The sequence below is a fragment of the Dyadobacter soli genome, assembly GCF_900101885.1.
GTDB classification, from domain to species: Bacteria; Bacteroidota; Bacteroidia; order Cytophagales; family Spirosomataceae; genus Dyadobacter; species Dyadobacter soli.
Window position 1 is genome coordinate 139,031 of sequence record NZ_FNAN01000017.1, and the last position, 20,883, is coordinate 159,913.

At 45.2% G+C, this 20,883-nt stretch carries 19 protein-coding genes; 6 read left to right on the forward strand and 13 right to left on the reverse strand.

What is annotated here, in order from left to right; translation table 11 throughout:
• Nucleotides 1–490 precede the first annotated feature (490 nt).
• The 4 genes from BLQ88_RS25940 to BLQ88_RS25955 all read right to left on the reverse strand — a co-directional run bounded on the left by BLQ88_RS25940 (nt 491) and on the right by BLQ88_RS25955 (nt 8,557).
• A complete protein-coding gene (locus BLQ88_RS25940; protein WP_143016933.1) occupies nt 491–694 on the reverse strand; it encodes a relaxase/mobilization nuclease domain-containing protein in 204 nt (67 codons plus the stop codon).
• A gap of 393 nt (nt 695–1,087) precedes the next feature.
• The gene (locus tag BLQ88_RS25945; RefSeq protein ID WP_090155919.1) at nt 1,088–2,398 is read right to left on the reverse strand and encodes a site-specific integrase; all 1,311 of its coding nucleotides are present in this window, start codon (nt 2,396–2,398) and stop codon (nt 1,088–1,090) included.
• A gap of 664 nt (nt 2,399–3,062) precedes the next feature.
• Complete coding sequence (locus BLQ88_RS25950) at nt 3,063–7,490, reverse strand: serine protease (protein ID WP_090155920.1); 4,428 nt, start codon at nt 7,488–7,490, stop codon at nt 3,063–3,065.
• A gap of 2 nt (nt 7,491–7,492) precedes the next feature.
• Nucleotides 7,493–8,557, reverse strand: coding sequence for a ComEC/Rec2 family competence protein (locus tag BLQ88_RS25955; protein ID WP_090155921.1), 1,065 nt, complete (start codon nt 8,555–8,557; stop codon nt 7,493–7,495).
• A gap of 397 nt (nt 8,558–8,954) precedes the next feature.
• Here BLQ88_RS25955 and BLQ88_RS25960 point away from each other — a divergent pair, with 397 nt between their 5' ends.
• Nucleotides 8,955–9,761, forward strand: coding sequence for a hypothetical protein (locus tag BLQ88_RS25960; RefSeq protein WP_143016934.1), 807 nt, complete (start codon nt 8,955–8,957; stop codon nt 9,759–9,761).
• A gap of 165 nt (nt 9,762–9,926) precedes the next feature.
• Here the strand turns inward: BLQ88_RS25960 and BLQ88_RS36835 are convergent, their stop codons facing one another.
• The 7 genes from BLQ88_RS36835 to BLQ88_RS25995 all read right to left on the reverse strand — a co-directional run bounded on the left by BLQ88_RS36835 (nt 9,927) and on the right by BLQ88_RS25995 (nt 14,941).
• The gene (locus tag BLQ88_RS36835) at nt 9,927–10,679 is read right to left on the reverse strand and encodes a DUF2321 domain-containing protein (RefSeq protein ID WP_176885113.1); all 753 of its coding nucleotides are present in this window, start codon (nt 10,677–10,679) and stop codon (nt 9,927–9,929) included.
• 196 nt (nt 10,680–10,875) lie between these two features.
• On the reverse strand, nt 10,876–11,067 hold the full coding sequence (locus tag BLQ88_RS36840) for a hypothetical protein (protein WP_090155923.1): 192 nt from the start codon (nt 11,065–11,067) through the stop codon (nt 10,876–10,878).
• Between the two features lie 435 nt (nt 11,068–11,502).
• Entirely contained in the window at nt 11,503–12,477 is a 975-nt protein-coding gene (locus tag BLQ88_RS25975; RefSeq protein ID WP_090155924.1) for a helix-turn-helix transcriptional regulator, read from the reverse strand.
• Between the two features lie 69 nt (nt 12,478–12,546).
• Nucleotides 12,547–12,939, reverse strand: coding sequence for a RidA family protein (locus tag BLQ88_RS25980; RefSeq protein WP_090156007.1), 393 nt, complete (start codon nt 12,937–12,939; stop codon nt 12,547–12,549).
• A 144-nt stretch (nt 12,940–13,083) separates the two neighbouring features.
• Nucleotides 13,084–13,221 (reverse strand): DUF2256 domain-containing protein, encoded by a 138-nt coding sequence (locus BLQ88_RS25985; protein WP_090155925.1) that lies wholly within the window; start codon nt 13,219–13,221, stop codon nt 13,084–13,086.
• A 26-nt stretch (nt 13,222–13,247) separates the two neighbouring features.
• Nucleotides 13,248–14,120, reverse strand: coding sequence for a helix-turn-helix domain-containing protein (locus tag BLQ88_RS25990; protein WP_090155926.1), 873 nt, complete (start codon nt 14,118–14,120; stop codon nt 13,248–13,250).
• Nucleotides 14,121–14,200: 80 nt separating this feature from the next.
• The gene (locus BLQ88_RS25995; RefSeq protein WP_090155927.1) at nt 14,201–14,941 is read right to left on the reverse strand and encodes an SDR family oxidoreductase; all 741 of its coding nucleotides are present in this window, start codon (nt 14,939–14,941) and stop codon (nt 14,201–14,203) included.
• A 164-nt stretch (nt 14,942–15,105) separates the two neighbouring features.
• Here BLQ88_RS25995 and BLQ88_RS26000 point away from each other — a divergent pair, with 164 nt between their 5' ends.
• From BLQ88_RS26000 to BLQ88_RS26010, 3 genes are all read left to right on the forward strand, one after another.
• The gene (locus BLQ88_RS26000; protein ID WP_090155928.1) at nt 15,106–15,450 is read left to right on the forward strand and encodes a ketosteroid isomerase; all 345 of its coding nucleotides are present in this window, start codon (nt 15,106–15,108) and stop codon (nt 15,448–15,450) included.
• Between the two features lie 66 nt (nt 15,451–15,516).
• A complete protein-coding gene (locus BLQ88_RS26005; RefSeq protein WP_229212867.1) occupies nt 15,517–15,855 on the forward strand; it encodes a nucleotidyltransferase domain-containing protein in 339 nt (112 codons plus the stop codon).
• Nucleotides 15,856–15,987: 132 nt separating this feature from the next.
• Entirely contained in the window at nt 15,988–17,253 is a 1,266-nt protein-coding gene (locus BLQ88_RS26010; protein WP_090155929.1) for a hypothetical protein, read from the forward strand.
• Between the two features lie 50 nt (nt 17,254–17,303).
• On the opposite strand, the gene BLQ88_RS26015 is transcribed toward BLQ88_RS26010, so the two are convergent.
• Nucleotides 17,304–18,158 carry a hypothetical protein gene (locus BLQ88_RS26015; RefSeq protein WP_090155930.1) on the reverse strand — a complete coding sequence of 285 codons (855 nt, stop codon included), beginning with the start codon at nt 18,156–18,158 and terminating at the stop codon, nt 17,304–17,306.
• Between the two features lie 88 nt (nt 18,159–18,246).
• Entirely contained in the window at nt 18,247–18,954 is a 708-nt protein-coding gene (locus tag BLQ88_RS26020; protein WP_090155931.1) for an SOS response-associated peptidase, read from the reverse strand.
• Between the two features lie 161 nt (nt 18,955–19,115).
• Here BLQ88_RS26020 and BLQ88_RS26025 point away from each other — a divergent pair, with 161 nt between their 5' ends.
• On the forward strand, nt 19,116–19,556 hold the full coding sequence (locus tag BLQ88_RS26025; protein ID WP_090155932.1) for a LexA family protein: 441 nt from the start codon (nt 19,116–19,118) through the stop codon (nt 19,554–19,556).
• Nucleotides 19,557–20,819: a Y-family DNA polymerase gene (locus BLQ88_RS26030; protein WP_090155933.1), complete on the forward strand. Its 1,263-nt coding sequence runs from the start codon at nt 19,557–19,559 to the stop codon at nt 20,817–20,819.
• Nucleotides 20,820–20,883 lie beyond the last annotated feature (64 nt).

Sequence of the window (20,883 nt, forward strand, 5' to 3'; positions counted from 1 at the left end):
TAAAACTATTCCTATTTTTTTTATCGTATTTCCATGTTTGACGAGAGATTTGAGTTGACATCCCTATCTCTCTGCGTCCAGAATACCTTTCAACACTCTTCCGTTTTGCTCGAAACTGATACCTTCAATCTGATGAGTACCAGATCCATATTTGTAGATGGGGTGATTCCGCTCGATGAAAGCGCCCCTTCCAATTGTTTCCAATTAACTGCCGATCTGCTTGCTACTTTAATCTGATCCGCCAGCTCGTAACGCGTTTTGTCTATGCCGTTTAGCTTACCTCTGTAACCAGCGTTTTTCCTTTGCCTATGTAGTTAGCTATGTTTCAGGGTCATCTCCTTGCAAACCTTCTGATTCACTCGCTTCTAGAACCGGTCGGAGATGGATTTACCATCATTGTCAATCCGGTTGTATATGATATAAATGTGTGGCTAGTTTGTATCGCGATGTTCAAGGACCAAATAATGGGTGTTTTGGATTTTCATTTTGGTCATATATCGGCAGCCCTGTCAACCATGATCTTTTGCGAGAGTTTATTTCTGTCAAACGCGCGCCAACTAAGTACAAGGTGACCGACAGCCTTGCCCAGCTCGGGATTCATCTGTCGCTGAGCATTGAAGTCATGGATGGCCGATTTTAAATCTTGGGTTCTGACCCCTTTGCCATGAAGCACGATAGCCTGCTCTTTCTGCATGACATACCTGACTGCCCCTCCGAAGCTTGATCCAATCATTATCTTATCGATGATCGTTGGCTAGTCTTTTCAGTAAATGATCAATTTCCAATAGAAGCTGCGTGGCCATTTTTTGTCTCGTACAGCAGTACTTGCATATTTGTAAACCGGAGCAGCTGGTTTAGGTTATTGACCAGGACACCAGGGTGCTTTACTACCATGGCTACTTGTCGATTCACTCACGCCCCATAATATATCTTACCCCTACAATGATTTCGAACAATTTACTTATGACGTAAATTTTGATTGGTTTTTTCGCTAAGAAATGAAAAAGGGGCTGAGAATCCCCGGCCCCTTCTCAAATTCATTTTTTGAGCAATACCTAAAAAAGCTCACTGTCAGATCTAGTGTTGGCTATTGCACATTTTCGGAGTTTAGTACCGACCTCAACTTACCAGAATTGGTAAATAGTCTCTGCTTTACCAGCGCCATATGGTCACTAATCCGCTGCTTTCTCACTCGCGCGTAGCGCTGGGTCGTTCGAATATTTCGGTGTCCAAGCATTTTCCCGACGTCTTCCAGCGGCACGCCGTTGTTAAGCATCATATCGGCGAACGTATGACGGGCAAGGTGCGTATTAAGCGGCCTTTTGATCCCGCAGATTGTCGCAAGTTCTTTCAGATAGACATTGTACCGGAAATTGCTGTTGACGGGGATCAAACGGTTATTGATCTTGCAATAGGGATGATTTTTGTATTTATCAATTAATTCCTGCACAACAGGAAGGATCGGCACCATTTCGGTGACCTCAGTCTTTCCTCTATCCTTAATCAGCCACTTTTCACCTGAGCGACCGACCTTCACAATGTTCTCCGGCGAAAGGTTATACATATCCTGATAGGCAAAGCCGGTGAAACATTGGAAAATGAACGCGTCGCGCACTTCGCTGATCCGGTCGATATCGATCTGCTTTCTGTGAATGGCCTCGACTTCAAATAGCTCCAATGGCAGGACTTCCTTGTTTCCGCCCGAGCAAACAAACCCTTCCAGTGGATTGGAAGGGATAACTTTCTTCTTAACGCCCGTTTTGACGATCTGTCTTGTCCATTTCACCAGCTTCTTGGCAGTAACCTCGGAAAGCGGCTCATCCAGGTGGAGCGTCAGATAGTCGTAAAGCTCTTCGGCAAAGCACTGATCGATCTCAGTCATTTCGATGTCCTTGCGTTGATAACGGAAACGGATAAATGCTTCCACCTTCCGTTTGGTCGACCGCCAGTGGCGAAGCGTCCCTTCCGAACGGATTCCTTTCTTGGCTTTCTTCTCGAAGATCGCGATGAATTCATCAAAGGCTGCTAGCAGCGTTTGGCTTGGCCCTGCGGCCTTTTCTGGCTTTGATCTGGAATGAGACAACGGCAAGCCCAGGTAGGCATTTTTCAGCATGACAGGTGTCACATGATTATACTGGGATTGCAGCACGAGAAAGTGTTTTTCAATCTCAGCTTGCACCTGAACAATTTTCAGGTTGATCATCTTGGCCTCTGCCGTTGTAGCGGTCACAAGCTTGGCATCACTGTTCCAGAAGTCTGGGTGGATCTTTTTGCCAAGAGAAATGTCAGTGTCGGTTCCCTCGATCGTAATCCTGACATAGATGGGTGCTTTTCCGTCTTTGGAGGCTTTGCCCCGGTACAGCCAGAAAAGCAGTGACAGATTTTGTTTGAACTTCATGCTCGCACATTTTAAGGTTGGTAATTGTGTCCGTAGAGAACCTTAAATCAAAACCGTCTCAATCAAACATCTGATTCGGTCACCTAATTTACCGAATCCAACAGGTGACCGAATAGGTGACCGAATGGATTGGTTCATTATGATTCAGACTGACCTGCCTTTTTGTAAAATGTGCTGATTATCAATGCATTTTAAACAAAAAAGGCACACTTTCGTGTGCCTTCTGTGATCCCGCTGGGATCATATATTTTGATGTAACAGGTTTAAAATCAAAAGGTTAATGTCTGCAAATTCAGGAACTCACCTAATCACTCACCAATTTGTTCTGACTGGTTGGCAATTGTTTCAAAGATAACAATATTAAACCGAAATTGAGGATTCAAGGATTCGTTGCTACTCTTCTACACGCAGTTAGACCAGACGTCGAAACAGTGTTATTCCTATCACCCTTGAGTTCCGTGTAGCTCTCACTAGACTGAGATAAGCTGGAATCCGACAACTGACACTGTAATACAGTAATCTTAATGTATTTCTGGGCCGCAAAGACATTCTATGGCTGTGACATTCAACGCGTATATGCACCCCATTTAGGGAGTTGTAACGACCCGACTCGTGTCCAGATTCTGGATACGCCTAAAATTCGTTTGCATAATGGTTAAGGCACTCACGCTACGACAATCTTAGTCGAGCCGACAAATTCAGTGTTGTCCAAAGACAATATATCAGAAATCTCCATTCGCTTGAATAATTCCGGTTCTTCGCTGTTATATTCACCTACGTTCAGCTTCTCCCCAAGGCCAGTCCAAAATATAGCCAGTCCTGCCTTTTCCAAAGCGTCGATTAATTCCCGTTTCCGAATGAGCAAGCAAGATGGCGTATCGTAGAGCGCTGACGGGTCAAATGCAATGATCTTCCCAGCAACGTCCTGGAAACAGCCATCTTGTTCGCTTTGTTTTAGGTTCAGTACATCATACAAAAGTTGGTTGGGTAACAACAAGCTGAAGGATTCCTGTCCTTGGTTTTCCGCGCCCCGTTCCCAATGATATCGAAGGGCTGCAACTGCTACTTTTCCACGGCTCTTGCCGCCTAGGCGTCCTGTCAGATCCCGCCAAAGTTCACCACCATGATATGAGTCCTCAAAGTCTTTCAAAGCCGGTGACCAAAAATACTCCCGTAAGTATAACTCGGTGTTTGACTGGGACTCGGGCATCCAACGTCCCATAAGGTTTTGTTTCCGCAGCCATTGAATGATCATCTTTTTGTTTGCTTTGCGAACAATATAGCTACGCATCTGGTACCACAATTCGCGACCACTGGTTTTCCAGCTTTGGTATCCTTCCAATTTGACCCAGCTGTCTCCATTATCATCGACCACATCGATCAGAGACTGAAGGTTTGGTAAATCATTTTCGTCTTTCAACCACTCGTCAATGGGTTGTTCCGGTAATTCGTAGTTGTATTTTGACCACCACTGGCTATCAGGCTTTTCGCGTTCAGTCCAGAGAGCTGTCGTCGGATCAATATCCCTGATATTAGGTTCCCACGCGCCGGAGAATTTACCTTTCTTGGAATAGTGACTCGGGCCATCGTAATAGTCACTATGATCCGCAAGTTGAGCCAAGATGCGATGAAAGGCTATCCACTGGTATTTTTTTCCTATCCTTTCCACTTTTGGACGGCTTCTTCCGGTATAACGGCCGCGTTTATCCAGGTCGCTTAATTGACGGTTGTAGCCAAGATCGTCTACAATGATCTGGATAGCAAGGTTACTTAAGGAGCTGTCCTTGTATCGCTTCCAGTGCTTTACGGCATAACCAAAGGTATAACGCCCGAAATCGCCATACATATGGCCCCGCGAGCTATGCTCGGTAACCATTGAACTAAGTATCTGATGAATCCCGCCATACCCATTTTCCCCGTTGTAACCGAGACGTTCCGGATACCCCTCAATGTCCTGATCTGTCGGGGCCGCAGGAAGGGCTGGGCTATTGTAAGGAGGCCTGGCTTTTTCTGGTCTTTCTATGTCCAGGGAAAGATGTAATCCGAATTCAACGAGCAAACGGGCATAGTCGCGAAGCAGGGCATCCTGCTTCACTTCCGGTTGCAGGAAAATGGTCCGATGGACATATTGTACCAAGTCGCCGATTGCAGATGCCCGGTTATTACGGACAGCAGCCCCAAAGGCCACAGCGTAGATCCGTTGAGCGATATAAGGGTCGTTGACGCTTTCGAAATCGATCATTGCCAATTTAAGAGCCGCTATATTTTCCGTAAACAGGAAAACAGCAGCCTTGGTGGCATGGTCTCGAAGTTGAAGGTCGGTGCTGCCAAAGAACCAAAAAATCGTCTTTCCGAGGTCTTTAATAGCATTTTGATCGGTGATACCGTTTTCCTTATAGCTTAGCGCCCATTTAATCATGGCTGCCACAGCAGAATATTCGTAGCCCTCCTGATAGCTGTCCTGGATAAAAATTGTCCAGCCAGCATCACGCTGGGCGAGCGATTGGCCCATTAGGTAAGTATGGATATATTCTGTGTTCAGGGCATTTGCCGGCTGAAAACTCAGGTTCAGCAGTTCTGTCCACAAATCAAAATCAAGGTGCCTATCGCTGCTCAATACCTGGTCCAGGTATCGCTGGGTATTTGACGTAATCGTGGATGAAGACCGGTCCCTCAGTGCGGACACAAAAGCCCTGACAACAAAATCATTTTCGATAAGGTCGTCCGAGAGCTCAAAAATCTCTTTCCCAAAGCGATGGGGAATCATTATGGTCAAAGCCTCGGTTAAACCAGCATTCGATTCTGAAAATTCGGGATCGTCGGCCAGGAAATGGAGCACCTTATCCTTCCCGACTTCCGATTGAAGATCCTCCCAGGACAAAGATCTAATCAAAAAATCAACTTTAATGTACTCGCCCAATTTCTGATAGGCGAAATCTACACCCAACTCGTCGCTGGTTTGGTCAATAATGTACCGGTTCTCGTAAAAAAGGCCCTCACTTATGAGTGCCGCCAAGAACCCCTTCTTCGCAATGAAAGGGCCAACCGCTTTTTCCACCAGCTTAAAAGCTGTGTCATAGCGGAGATAAAGGAGGCGGCGCTTTAACTGCTTTTTTACGAACTTTCTGATGGACAGACCCACCATGTCCAGTTTGTCGGCATCGTACCCATACCGGCTTTCAGCACCAAGCTGGTCGTTGATATGGTCAAAAAAATGCCTGTAAACAGTGAGCGTTCCAACCCAACTATGCAGTTCAGCCCTATTGCGCCTCTTCCTGTACAACCTTGTAAATAGATTGAGAAATAAAGGGTTACCAAACTGCTCGCTATAGTATGGCAGCACTGGGACGGGTAAATTAGCCTCTTTGAAGAAAAATTTGACCGCTTCCTTTTCCATACCTTTGAAACCATGATGTTCAATGACCGCAGACTCATCGTAACCGACGTTCTTAAATAAGGCATTTTCATAGGAATTACGAAAACTGAGCACAACCCTGATATGTTTGTATTGCTCTAAGGTTTCTGTAAATTCATAAAAACCCTGGTTCCAAAGCCGAATGCCCCTGCCTTCGTTTATCGCATCAATAAAAACGATAAATGGCTTTCCGGATAGTTGCGCTTTACGATCCAATATGTCTAAAAATGCTTTTTCAGACGGGATTTGTGGGCAACAATGCGTTCTAATTTGATCCCAAATACCTTGCTCGCCATTCAGGCTTTGTCCGAGCACCAATATCGACGGGCTTTGGTTGGCCATTCGTTCATTGGCCGCAAAGCCAAGTAGCTGGGACTTGCCGTTACCTGCTTTCCCTCTGACCAGCATATATTTTTTACCGACAAATCGTTGATCGACCCAAAATTGCTGAAAGTCCGCTATATCAGTCAATAGATCGTCAAAAGAGGTAATGAACTCTCTCATAGCATTCATTTCTTGGGTTTTGACGCGTTTTGAGCTGGCATACTCGTTTACCTTTGTTCTTAACGCTTCAAAAAAGTCATTTAGAAGACGGAAGGATTCATTAACCAAGTCACGGGCGATACGCCACTCTTCGGTATTGTCAAAATCGTCTTGGAGAAATATAAATACAGGGGGAATGGCAGGGAGCAGATGGACAAGTTCCTCATATGCTGCCTCAAAAGTTTTGGACTCTTGTTTACTATTAGTGTAGTCCATACTACCAAATTTTTCAAATATTTCCTTTGTGCGCCTGAACCTGGTTTCGAAGAACCCTTCCAAACCATCACTGAATTCGGAGACCCTTTCAATGACCTCTTGTCGGTATTCCGCCGCTGCCTCAAATTGATGAAAATATTCTTGTATGGGTACATTGAAATTTAGTTCTTGATATCGCGGCTTCAACTGGTCCAGCACTTTCCGCAGATTCTCCTTCAATGTTGAATTGGACAAATGGAGTTCTATGGAGATGTCCATGAGCGCAAGATCAGGCAGTTTGGCTTTAAGAAAGTTGCCAAGGGCAACACATTTAAAACCAATTGATTTGTCGAATTCACTGACGATGCCCTGCAGATAGGGCACTTGGCCAACACGGCCACAGATACCACTTCCGGAAAAACCTCTGCTCAGGTGTGGGACCTTGTTCTTGGCGTAGTATTTAAGAAACTCCCCTCCTGGCTCCGCCTCAAAATTAACCTCGTCGGCATCCATGGTACGCAGGGTTGCCGTACCGGTCTTTTGGCGTTCTCCTCTGGTAAGTGAGGGATAGCCTTTAAACCATAATTCGGAGCCATCCTGATCCAGTGAGGCCAGTTCGATGGATGGAATTTGAGAAAACCCTGGAAAGTGCTCTCCAGAAACGACAAGGGCTGCAATATCAGATTGATCATCGGTTACGATCCGGTCCGCTTTACGGAGTTTGTAGGAACTCCCTTTTTCAGCCACCTTGATCTTATCAATTTTGATATGTTTCCGTTTCGGTTCAATATCAAAATCTTCGCCACAAAGACAGTGCTTTGCTGTAAATATGTATAGCAAATCAGAGCCGTCCGGTTTGTAGATGATGCCGGAGCCAGAATTTTCGTCACGTGCTGTAACCCTTACTGTAACTTCTTTCAGTACCTCGTTATATTTCATGTTTACAATTTGACCTTAAGCACTTTCTTCAGTTTCGGGAACTTGCATGTGAAATTATATCGTCTTTCGGCGTCCTTGTCAGCGTCGAAGAGGTGATGAAACCGGTCATCGTCATGATTGAAGTAAAAGGTAATTCTTTTACTCCTATCCCGGTTTGGATGGTTGAGGATTTTGGCAAGGACTTCTTTATCCGGCAGCCCGTGCTGGTTCTCTCCGTCAGCCGAAATAATGAACCGCCGGCAACTGATGATATCCAGCAACTCAGTGTGGTAATTTTTTCGGCTACCGTGGTGTGAAAGTTTCATGTACTTGACTTTTAGCGGCTTCTTTTTTGAATAGTCTTTCCTAAGCGCATCAAGGATTACGGATGGATAAGCGTCACCAAGCATCAATATTCTTTTGCCCCGTTCTTCATACATGAACGCGATGCTGCTGCGATTTACCAAACCACTTTTGGAACTGCCCTCTTTGGCGTCCGTTTTTTTGGCCAAGTCCTCTATTTGCCTGGCGTCCTTCAATGAAGGGTCTGCCAGCAAAGTTGACGGCTCGCCCCCATAATAGATTTTGAATTCATCTTTCCATGCTTTCTGAAGGCTCCTGAAGGTTTTCTTGTCAGGGGATAATATGGTAATCGTGGCATCTCCGATACTAATAGGCCCGAGCTCATTGGTGATATCCATACGGCCGCGGATGCTCAGTTTTCGCAAAAGTTTGCTTAGGTCAAAGCCCTTTCCGAAACTCAAAAAAGGTGAGTCATCGCTGATCGTAAAGGCGTCGAAGAAATTGAACCAAAACCTGCCGATTATTTTAGGCTTTTCACTAGCATCAATTTTTCGCAAATATTGCAAAGCCCCGTTAATATGGTCAGCATCCAAATGGGTGAGCACCCAAAGGTCAATTAATTGCTTCCTTTGTTGGATTGATTTGATTTGCTTTTTCAAGGTTTTAAAGGCCTTGATATATCCGCCATCAATAACAATATTCCGGACTTTCTTGTCATTGCTTTTATGAGTTAGTAGCAGCGAATCGCCACAATTTACGGGTAGTACCTTTAGTTTAGTGCTCATGAGGAATTATAATATGGATCCCAATGATAATGTTTTTGGCTTACTCGAATTGTCCCATCTTATAACCGAATGCATGTGGGACGCAGCGTTGATGATAAATTGCAACGTCGGTAGGAAAGCCCCTTGTGACAAACTCGCTGGCGCCTAAGGCCGGTCCACCGGCAAGAGAAGACAAGATCAGGGATTAAATATGCAAGTTAAAATTTTCAACGGCCGGCAACAACTTTGGCTTCCGCAGCATTTAATGTCCGAACGTAAGGAAGACTAAAACTAAAAGAAACTATTGTTGCGCAGCTTACAGGAAGAGCATAAAAGATCCTAACATAAAAAATTAAATTTGGAACGTTGAATTAACGGCAAACCAATCCCTAGGTCAAACCCTCGCTAACGTCACAACATGATTGCACTATTGTCTAAATACCCTGTAGTGGGCACTGTCATCGGTATCGTGCTGGGCTTTGTCCTGACCCAAATCGGCATGGCATACCGGGCGCGGTTGGAAAATAAAAAAACACTCAAAACAGTCCTATTCCACCTTTTAGAAACCTATTATTCCCTGGACAGAAACAAGCCTGGTCCCAGGTTAGATCACCTTGTCCGAAGGGCGATGAGTGTCATCTCTAGACAATCTGCCGACGAAGCGGTCATGGAGCAAGCCGAAGTTAAGTACACGCGTGCGCTCAAATCGATTCTAGCAACGCGTATATCCCAAGAAATTGAAGAAATCTCCAAAGACTACCAACAATCCGTCCTGGCACTTTCGGCAATTGATCCCATTCAGGCCTACTACCTGAGCCGCAGGTCGAACATTGACCAACTTTTCAAAACCTTTTCAGGCCTTGCAGACCAAATCCCCGTACAATCCCCGCAAGAGCGTGCAGAAATACAACACAGTCTGAGCGTGGTGCTCGATACGCTCAAGCCGAAGATTTTTGAAGATTCATTAAGGGAATTGGAGGAAGATATTAAAAGTATTGCCTGTAGCGTGGGCATCTGCACCTGGATTCGGGCAGGAAAGGCTGTCAAACGGATCCAAACGAGCGTGGATAAGACTATAGTAAATGATCTTGAGCCGTTCCTGAAAGACTTGATGCCTGATGTGATTGAGGCTATGCAGTCCATACAGCCGTTCCAGACCGTTGCCACCGTCGCGCAGCCATGCTCACAGGTGGACACTGAAACAACTCGTACGACAGACCAATAGGTCAGTGGACGAAGCGACCATTCCAACGAAAAACAGCGGGTCATGATCCGGCGAGGCTCGAGATCACCGTGGTAGCCATCCTGGAAAAGCGCTGTTTTCCGCACAGTTAGGGCAGCACGCCTACTATCCGTTTGTACAGCAACAGCAGTGACCGGCCATCTCGCATCAATGCCCCTTTGGTATAATGCGAACGGTTACTTTGAGGCCATCTGTCGTGTTGTTGAGGTCATTTTCAATACCCCTGGGGTTACTGATGTATCCTTCGGGGTCGTAAACGAAGCAATACAATACCTTACAGTCGGGATGGGTCTTGTATTTTGCAATGTCAATGATCAGCTGCTCACCTAGTTGCTTTGCTTTCAGGCTGGCTCGCGTCTTTTTTACCTCGATGACTATTTTTTGGTCTTTCAATAGAAAGTCCGAACGTGTCGAAGAGCCAGCATAACTGGGGTTCCATTCCTCGGTGCGGATGTCTTCGAAGTAGATCCTGAGCAAGGCGTGCAGCAAATCCTGTGTATCGTATTCATCGGCGATGTCCAGCGTAGCCCTATCGTCATAACGCTGCCGTAATTGTTTGGCGACCAGATGGAATTTCTCGATGATGCTATCCAAGAGGAACAGGTCATCCTTATCTGCTTTCTGAATGTTTTGTCTCAGTTCTTTCTTTTTCGAGCGCCAGGGGAAATCCTTTCCGCAATGCTTACAGATATCCGGAACGGACGTTGGGCCGCCACCCAGGAATACCACATTTCCCTTATAGTCACCTTCTATATCTTTTTGGCAGTTAGGGCAGGATTTCGTCGTTTCTGCTCCACAACGGTCACAGTACTTTTGGTTGAATGCAGGACTGCTGTAGTAGGAATCGTTTACTCCATGCCCATTCAGGCACACCAAGTAGGCATCATATTTACCCGACATTAAATGATATATTTTGATTGATAACACAAATACAATGATCGGCCCCAGTCGCATTTCAGGGATCTCTCTATTGCCAGTAGCATGATGCATCCGGAACGTGGTGTAAAGTTATCAATTTCGATTATGATCTCTTAGATGCCTATTTATTTGAATCATTAGAGCAAGTTCGCATTTTGTCCGACGAATGGATGGAAAATTATAATTGCTTCATCCACACTGTGGGACCATCGAAAATTACTTCAATTATGCAGAAGCCCTGCTGCATGTGTGCGAGCAGGGCGGCATATTTATCGCCGTCAGAAAAAGTATCGAGCTGCAAAGCGGTATAATCTTTAGAATTTGGGCTGTGTCGATTTTCCATGATGCAGAAGTCAGACAGGGAGCTCATGGCTCTCAGCCATTACTCAACCACAAGAATAACTTTTAAAAAGGCCAAATTGTGTCAAAATATCATACCGGGTATATCCACTTACCTGTGGCAGAAGGAGTGCCAGCCCTTTTTTTACTTTCAATTAAGTTATTGCACGCGTGATTGTTTGTCCACGTACAAAATAAATCATCATTGCGAATGGCATGCCGTCGAGAATATCATGCTCCAGCGCGTGGTTCGTGGCAATGGAGCGCGGTCAACACACCCTCCGGAATGCTGGGGTGGAAGTGGAATTTAGACATTACCAAACGGCAGGTCACGGTTACGGTCCAGCATCCGGGAGCTGGCTTGATCTTAAGGTTTAGTTTTAACAAAGGTATATCGAACATTGATTTCTGTATTTCCGATGCGCTACTACAACACTATCGCAATGGAAAGCCTCAAAATTTGAATTCAATCTAAATCAAAGGCCTCATAAGCCTGTTTTGCGAGCGTGGACAAATGTCCGAGCAGCGAGACAGGCTCTATCACTTTAACAGATCCCGCAAAAGGCAACAACCAGGTGGCCATGTAACTCAGTGAGCCCACCAAAAACAGCATTTCAAGTTTTCCGTCGGATCGGGTTTGCTCGTGCATCCAGCCATATTTGTGTTTGGTATCATGCAGGTGTTGTCCCTGCGCAGGCGGCACCTTCGACGGGTCGAAATGGATTACCACTTTTTCATGATCTATTCTTTTGGCTTCTTCCGCCCAATACTGCTGTAATGTTTCCGGGCGTGGCGGGAATGTTTCGCCAGATACCGAAAGGCTGCTGATCCTGTCGAGCCGGAAATTCCGGAATGCTTGCCGAAGTCGGCAATAGGCAATCACGTGCCAATGATCGCTCAAATAAAGACCGATGGGCTCAATTTCGCGAAGGGTGGCTTCTCCTGATTCAGCCGCCTGGTAACCCATATTTACAACCCGATGCGATGTTACCGCGGCAACCAGCTGTTGATACGTGTTGGGACGTTCGGATGCGCTGGGCGGTTCCATGACCTGGATGTAAGGGGCGATCGATTCCAGATGGTCGCGGTCAGCATGCCGGAGTGCGGCGCGGAGCTTGTCCATCGCTGCCGAGCTGAGCCTAGCCGTGGCTGCATCTGTAAGCCTGGCCGCCAGTTTTTCAGCTGTCAGCAATGCGATGGCTTCTTCCCGGGTGAACATCACAGGTGGTAGGCGATATCCTTCTAACATGGTATATCCCTTTCCTTCCTGCGTAACGATCGGTATTCCTGCGCTTTCCAATGTCCTGATATCCCTGTAAATCGTGCGGGTGCTGACTGCAAACCGTTGTGCCAATTCTGTTGCGGTCAGGGTTCGTTTCGTTTGCAGCAATGTAAGCAAGGCGACGAGCCGGGACAGCCGCGTGGCTTCTGAATCGATCATGCGTTTGAGAGATTGAATTATGCAAAAGAGCCCGAAACCGGGCTCTTTTGCAACTGTTTTCCATGTAACCTACTTTACTACCGTAGCTTCCAGTTCAATGGTAAAGCCTCCAAACAAACCTTTTACTTCCAGTAAGGTTGTAGCTTGCTTGATACCATGTTTCGCGATCCAGCTTTGGTAAGTCTGCACGCAAGTCGAGAAGAATTCTTGAGTCGAAGTCGTGTAGACATTCAGCCGAACAATCCCGCTTGGCTCATATCCCGCTTCCGTGATCAGCTGTTCTAAGTTGCTGATTGTGAGTTCCAGCTGCGTGTTCATTTCTCCCGCAACAGGCTGGCCGTTGGCGTCCATTGCAACCTGCCCGGAGCAATAAAGCGTCCCTGCCGGTTGTTTGATTTCGACTGCCTGTACCGAGTTCGAATACTTGCCCCATTCCCACGGATCTGTTGTGTTCTTTTCCATTTTCGTTTGTGATAACATTGTTTGTTTTTGTTTTCACAAAAGTCAGATGGCGTTGTGACAGCCCTATGTCATACCCTTTTTACAACATAAAATAATTATCGGGTGCGTACTGTATTGCACCATTTCAAAAGCCATAGCTACGCTTTATTTCCCACGACGGCACCTGTCACTACAATATTTCACCTCGCCCCAAACTTTCTCCCACTTCTTCCGCCAGGTAAATGGTCTCCCGCATACCACGCAAGTTTTTTCCGGCAGGTCTTGTTTTTTGATTCCTTTCATTCTGCAATCTTCTAAGCGACCAATTTCTAGTTCGAATTCAGCAACTTACGAAAAACAGCAGGCGACATGCCGGTTTTCTGTTTGAACAGTTTGTTGAAAGACTGCGGATGCTCAAATCCCAGTGCATAGGCCACATCTGCCGTGGTGAGTCGGTCGCTGCCTAACATTTCCTTTGCTTTCTCGACCATTTTCAAATGGATGTGCTGCTGGGTGGTCTGGCCGGTGAGGGATTTCAGCATGTCAGACAAATAACGCGGAGAAACTTTTAATTGCTCTGCTAATTCCTGCGCGGTAGGCAGACCGCTAACCAGCGCGTATTCGTTGTTCAGACGTTCATTTAAAAACGCGTTCATCTGGTCAATCAGGTCGTGATGGGTGACGTTCCGCGTCAGGAACTGCCGGTTATAAAACCGATCGCAATGATGAAGCAGCAGCTCGATCTGCGAAACCAGGACATTCAGGCTGAAATGGTCGGTTTGAGTTTCTAACTCAGTCGCTATCGATTCAAACACAGACTTAATCACATTCTTCTCTTTTTCGGAGAGGAACAAAGCTTCTGACACCGAATAGGAGAAAAAGCCGTACCGGTGAATACGCGATGCAAGCGGATGTTTGTAAAACAGATCCGGGTGAAAGTACAATGCATAACCCTCGTGCTCCTCCAAGTCATCGGATAGCTGAACAATCTGATTGGGCCCTACGAAAGCAAGCCCGCCATCGCGAAAATCATAAGATCCCGGCCCATATTTGGCCTTGCCATTGAACCGTAACTTAAATGCTATCTTATAGAAATGCAGCAGATACTGGCTCCCGGCATCGGCGAGACTGGGCTTGTTTTCATCATAATTCACCAAAGTGATCAGCGGATGCAGGGGCGACGGCAAGCCAACCCGCTCCATCAAAGCTGAGATTGTATCAAAAACCACTGGTTGCCCCTGCATAGCTGATTATCGTCTTAAAAAAATAATATCCAAAAAACTTAATCCTGAACAGCCGGGCGGATCACTATGTCGCCAATATCAACCTGATCCGGCTGGGCGATCGCGTAGGCGACTGCTTCCGCAATCGCCGTGGCGGGAATAGCGATTTCGCTCGCCCGCTGCGTCAGAACATCCCGGATGGACTCATTCCTGATTTTGCCCGCGAAGGGCGTATCCACGAACCCGGGCGAAATCCCTGTCACCCGCCAGCGGCCTTTTGACTCTTGGCGCAACGCTTCGCTGACTGTCCGGACCGCATTTTTGGTTGCCGCATAAACTCCCATCGTGGGCACAATACTAATGCCAGCCGTTGAAATGATGTTGATAATATGCCCGGAACCCTGCGATTTGAAAACGGGCAATGCGGCGGCAATGCCATAAAGCGTGCCTTTCAGGTTCACGTCGATCATCTGCTCCCAACCTTCCACATCCACATCCTCTAATAGTTGCAGCTGGCTGATGCCTGCATTATTGATGATCACATCTAATCGGCCAAATTCGTTCAAGGCCAATTGGATCAGCGAAGCGACGTCGGTTCGTTTAGTCACATCCATTTGCAGGTAAACCGCCTGGCCGCCAGCTTTCTGAATGCGTTCTGTTAAACCAGCTAAGAGATCCGCCCGTCGGGCACCGAGCACGACTTTCGCTCCTTGTCCTGCCAGCAGTTCCGCCGTGGCTTCGCCAATACCACTGCTCGCGCCGGTAATGACCACTACTTTATTCTCAATTCCATTTGTCATATCGTAAGTTGAATGTTACGATACAAAATTCCGGAAAGGAACGGGCGGAAGTGTAGCCGAAACCGTCGAATGTGTAGTCGGTAATTGCGATTAAATCTCAATTTAGAGCGGGATTGGTGAAGGCATTCGGGACGTAGTTTTGGGGTTTAAAACCAAACAATATCATGGACTATCAAACCCTGCTTCGCCAACTCAACCAGGGTTTTAATGCGCGCCGGATCGATGCCGTACTGGCGCATATGCATAAATATGTAAGCTGGCCCAATGGCTGGGAAGGCGGCTACGTGTCCGGGCACGAGGAAGTGCGGGTTTACTGGCTCAGGCAATGGCAACAAATTGATCCGGCGGTCGAGCCGATTGCATTTGAGGAAAAGTCTGATGGTCGGATCGCTATTCAGGTACGGCAAATCATTAAAAATCTGGAAGGTCAGATTTTGAGCGATACGCTGCTATTTCATATTTATACCTTCGAAAATGGGAAAGTGCGGATGATGGCGATTGAACATTAAGGCTAGCCACCAGTGGGTTTTTGAAATTTCGTATCTTACCAAAATTTCAAAAACCCCCACACACGAATGAAAACATCCCTCGCTCACTTACCACAAAACAAGCAAGACCAATTAAAGGCGTTTACCGCAATTGTCCTCGATAAAGTCCCTGCAGAAATGATCATTCTCTTCGGTAGCTATGCAAGGGGCGACTGGGTTGAGGATTATCAGGAGAAGTACGAGTATGTGAGCGATTTTGACATTATGATTGTCACGAAAGACAAGAATTCGGCCAAGCAGGTCAAGAAATCACGCGAGTTGGAGTATCTAGGGAGTCGGGTGGCGTTGTTGAGGGATTTGACAGAGCGGGTTTGTCGGGAGCGGATTACCAGTCTGGGAAAAACACGAACTATAAGTGATCGCTAAATTCATTTAGTCTCATATTTTAATATGCTTTTCTACATTAAACATATTGCAATAGCACCTTTGAAATAAAATATGGTGAAATTTTTGCTAGTAAACATTCAATAAAAATACAACTCTCTACATTTACGAACAATGGAAGTAAGTGACATCATTAATGCGATTACAACGCTATTTAATTTTCCAGTACTTGAAGAGACTGAGGACCAAGTGACATTTCAAACAATTTCTGATAAAACAGCAATTTTAGACAAAAACGATCTAAGGGCCATTTTAACTGAGGCTGAGCCGTTGGTTTCTTTGCAAGGAATAGAGCTTATGGGCCCAACGACTTACGAAGTCCTTGTACGGCTTGAAAACAGATACGTTGGACCTTCTGATATTCATCAAGTAGATACCGTTAACAAAATTGAATATCGTATAAGCAAACCAACCACACCCTATCTAGTTCATTTTCTATATTATTTGGATAAACAGAATACGCCAAGAATATTGAGACGCACGATGATGGCCCACAAATTGCGAAGAATTTACAGTTCAAGTGGGCAGCTATCAATATTTAGCGAGAATATTTTAGACCTAATGAAGGAAATCTTGCCTCAATTTGACACAATTCAAATCAAATCTGATTCGCCCAAAAAACAGTCTGAATTCGAGCAGCTTGTTTATTCGCTACTATTTAACTTAGGCTACAATCTAGACTACACTATTCTGCCTTTGCGATTTATGGAAGAATTCACTCAATCTTACAGAATTGGCCGACTTCGAAGAAGTAAGATTAGTGAGGTTGAGGCACCAAAAAGAGTTTATACCAACGAACTTATTTTGCACTATCAAAAGGGCATTTCAAGCGAGAGCCTTGATCATCAATTTCTTTCTTTTTATCATGTTCTCGAACATTTTTTCGAAAAAATATACACTGATGATATAATAAATAGTGTTAAAACAGAATTAACAAAACCGAGTTTTTCTTACAAGCGAACCAAGGATATAAATTCATTGGTATCCATTATCCAAACCCGCTTAAAATATAAAAATGATGAATTCTCACTTAACGAACTAGAAGCCTTAGAGCTTACTCTCAAAAATTTTATAACAGATATATCTTCGTTATCAGATCAGCTAAACGAGATATCGGCTACCTTAATAGACTATTTCAAGAGGAATGAAGTCCCGTTTTCAAAAGGGAATAGAGTCAATTTTGAATCTGAAAATTTGAATGAAATATTCAAGAATCTGTCGAAGCGCATTTATCTCACTCGAAATGCTATCGTTCATAGTAAGGAAACTGAGAAAATCAAGTACACTCCGTTTCGCGACGATAAAGACCTCACGACTGAAATATATTTACTGCGATTGATTGCAGAGATGGTTATTATAGCGGATTCAAAAGAGTTATAGCTGAATTTGTACTGCTGATTGAGTATAACATGTCTGAATAGAGTCCACCGCTATAACTGAGACCTGACAGAAATATTCCCAAAATGATCGAACGATATGCGATCTCGGTAAACCTCGATAAAATATTTAATAGTCTTCCAAGATTTCAGCTTTCCTAAACTCCACAGCATCAATCCTAATCTCTCATCGGAGTAATTATTGTCCACGATTCTACAAGCCTCTTCTTCACCGACAGCTATTTTTAACGATGCACAGATATACAAATATGTAATTTCATCAATTTCCTTTACTGAAAACACATAATTGTTATTATACGGAGCCAGCTTTATTACCAGCTTCGAAAGCGAGTTAAGTGGCAGATTATTACTTATTTCGTCATAAATACTCATCAGATAATCCACAGAAAATTTTTTAATAATTAGCTCTTGGCAATAATACTCTTGGTGGCAAGTCCATAGATTGAAAATAGTGTCTGCAAATTCATCGTTCCAATCTTCAAGCAATATTTTGTATGCTCTATTCCTAATGACCGTTAGGTTGGATGAAAGAAAACTTACAATAATTTGCTCTTTAATTTGTTGCGGAGATGTACCATAAAGAGTGTTTAAAACATATGCACAGCTGTCTCTCTTTTTAAAGTCTGGCTGGTTAGCCTTCGAGATAAGCAAATTAATTAGGTTCTCGTGACAACGTTCGAAATTTTCCTTTGTATCAGAAACAATCTTTTTCAGCAGAAATTCTCGGAATTTATTGTCACGAAAGTCAGTGTCCAACATTGAGCAGCTCTCGCTTGGGCTTAAACAGTTGATCAACGCTTGTAAGAAAAATGTAGGCTCTAACGGATCCATTGTTTCTGTATACGCCTGCACATACCCCAATTTATTGGCTGGAACTTCGTCTAACATATCAAGTTGGGTTGATTCAGACTCAAAAGAAGAGCCCGAACATATAATACTACCGGCTCAGATAGAGGATCGTATCACATTCTTTGAACTAAGCTGCCTTCCTCAGCGGCAGCCCATACGGATCAAGCACCTGAGGCAGGTTCGTATCTATCTGATTACTGTAAACCCCATCAATTACCCGGTAAGCCGAAAGTTTATCATCTGGATACTGGAAATAAGTCAAATCCATAATCTCATTTTCAGTCAGGCCAGGAATCATCCAGGACAGTGCTGCGTCACCTTTCAGTATTAGCGGCTGCCGCTTACCATCATTGTGTATCGCACCAAGCATCGGGCTCGCATCCTGCGTGACAATAGCAAACGTGTTCATTCCTTTCCACGTCGAGTAAATCGCGCCCATCGCAAAAAACTTCTTCTCTGCTGGCTTGATGTACCAAGACTCATAGCTCTTCTTATTGTTCAAATCTGGATAGTGCGGCTCGAAAAATCCCGTACACAACACCAGGCACCGATTGTGCTTCGCATACTTCCACCACATCTTGTCGCGGTTGAACAAATCGTGGTTGGTCGCATTCAACGTGTTAAACCTGAATGCTTTTTCGTCCGTGACATTTGTAGGTACAAGTCGCCACCTGAACAAATCAAGCGACCGTGGACTGGTCATTACTGGCAGAAACGGCTTTTCAAAGCCGTTGAAGTCGTATCTCTTTTTGAATTGTTCGAGCTTGTCAACAGGAAGTTTGAATTCTGCTTTCAAAGTTTCAACATCACTTTCATTCGACACGTGATAGCACATAACCTCAATTTTTAAGTCTGAAACATTAATTAGCTGATCCTTATACCGTAAAGATCAACAAATATAATACAAATGGATTAAATCCACAATAATGGAATATTTCCATATCAAGGCTTGATTTGTTAATTTCCCCGTGCCACCTTTGTAAAAAGTGTAAAGAGATGGAGGAGATTACCGGCGCACAGTCACTAACAATTTATCGACAGATCAACGGTGTAAGCTGGCTGACAGCCCTGATTCCGGCAATTAGTGCAGGCTTTCCCTCTCCGGCCGCAGACTTCATCGACCTTGAAATCGATTTGCAGAAAGAGATTGTGAAAAATCCGGCGAGTACATTCTACGGGCGGGTCAAGGGCACAAGCATGTGTGACGTGCACATTGACGACGGCGACATTCTGGTAATAGACAAAAGCCTCCCGTGCAGAGACAATTGCATTGCCGTCTGTTTTTTGAATGGTGAATTTCTGGTGAAACGGGTACGCTACGATGAGGGCGGGTGCTGGCTGGTTGCTGAAAACGAGCAATATACACCGATTTGGGTCGGTCAAGACACAGAGTTTCTGGTTTGGGGAATAGTTACAAACGTCATCAAATTCTTCTGAATGTTCGCTCTCGTTGATTGTAATAACTTTTATGCAAGCTGCGAGCGGATGTTCCGGCCCGAATTGAATGGCAAGCCCGTTGTTGTGCTCAGTAACAATGACGGGTGCGTTATTGCCAGGTCGAATGAAGCCAAAGCCCTAGGCATCACAATGGGGGCTCCGGCATTCCTCTTTGAAAAGAAGTTCAAAGAACAGCAGATTCATGTTTTCAGTAGTAACTACGCTCTGTACGGAGATATGAGTAATCGGGTGATGACGCTCCTTGGGCGATACACACCGTTCATGGAAGTGTACAGCATTGATGAAGCATTTCTCCGCTTCGACGGAAACACGCATGTTGATCTTAGGAAACTAGGTGAAGACATGCGGAAGACGGTGACACAAAGCACGGGCATCCCCATCAGTGTGGGCATGGCACCAACGAAAGCACTCGCAAAATTGGCGAACAAGATCGCCAAGAAGTTTGCCGATAAAACCGGTGGTGTTCATGTGATTGATACGCAGGACAAGCTATTGAAAGCAATAGCATTTTTTCGGATTGGAGATGTTTGGGGAATCGGCAGGCAGCACGAAAAACGTCTGAAAGCCGTTGGCGTTGAAACAGTTTTGGATTTTACGTTGCTGCCTGAGGAATGGGTAAAGAAAAATATGAGCATCGTCGGGCTGAGACTGCAACAAGAACTGGCTGGCCAAAAAACGCTGGATCTGGAACCGCCTCAATTGAAAAAGAACATCGCAGTTACGCGGTCATTTAATCAGAATTTTACGACGTTTGAAGATGTAAAGGAACGTGTGATCACGTTCGCGTCGGTGTGTAGTGAGCGCCTTCGCGAGCAGGATAGCTGCTGCAACGTCCTGCAACTGTTTGTTCACACAAACACCTTTCGGCCGGATCAGCCGCAGTATAATAAGTCGATAACAATCGACCTTCCATTCCCGACCAATTCTGCCCTCGAACTTGCTCGTTTCGCAGTTGACGCACTGAATAAAATATTCAAGGAAGGTTATGGGTATAAAAAAGCGGGCGTAATTGTAATGGAGCTGACCCCGGCAAACGCTAAGCAGCAGCAGATTTTTGAAAACTCTGATCCCCGCCACGGGCATTTGATGGCGGTCATGGATAAGCTAAATAAGTCCATGGGGCAGAATAAGGTGCTTCTGGCAAGTCAGGATTTGAATACACGCTGGAAAATGAAGCAGGACAAGCTCTCTCCCCGATATAGCACTCGGATGAAAGAGATCATTACCGTGCATGCTAAATGAAGGCTGGTGTGTAAAGCTGACTTGCTTTTGAGACTGCTGTTAGCGCAAAAAAAGGCTAGGTATG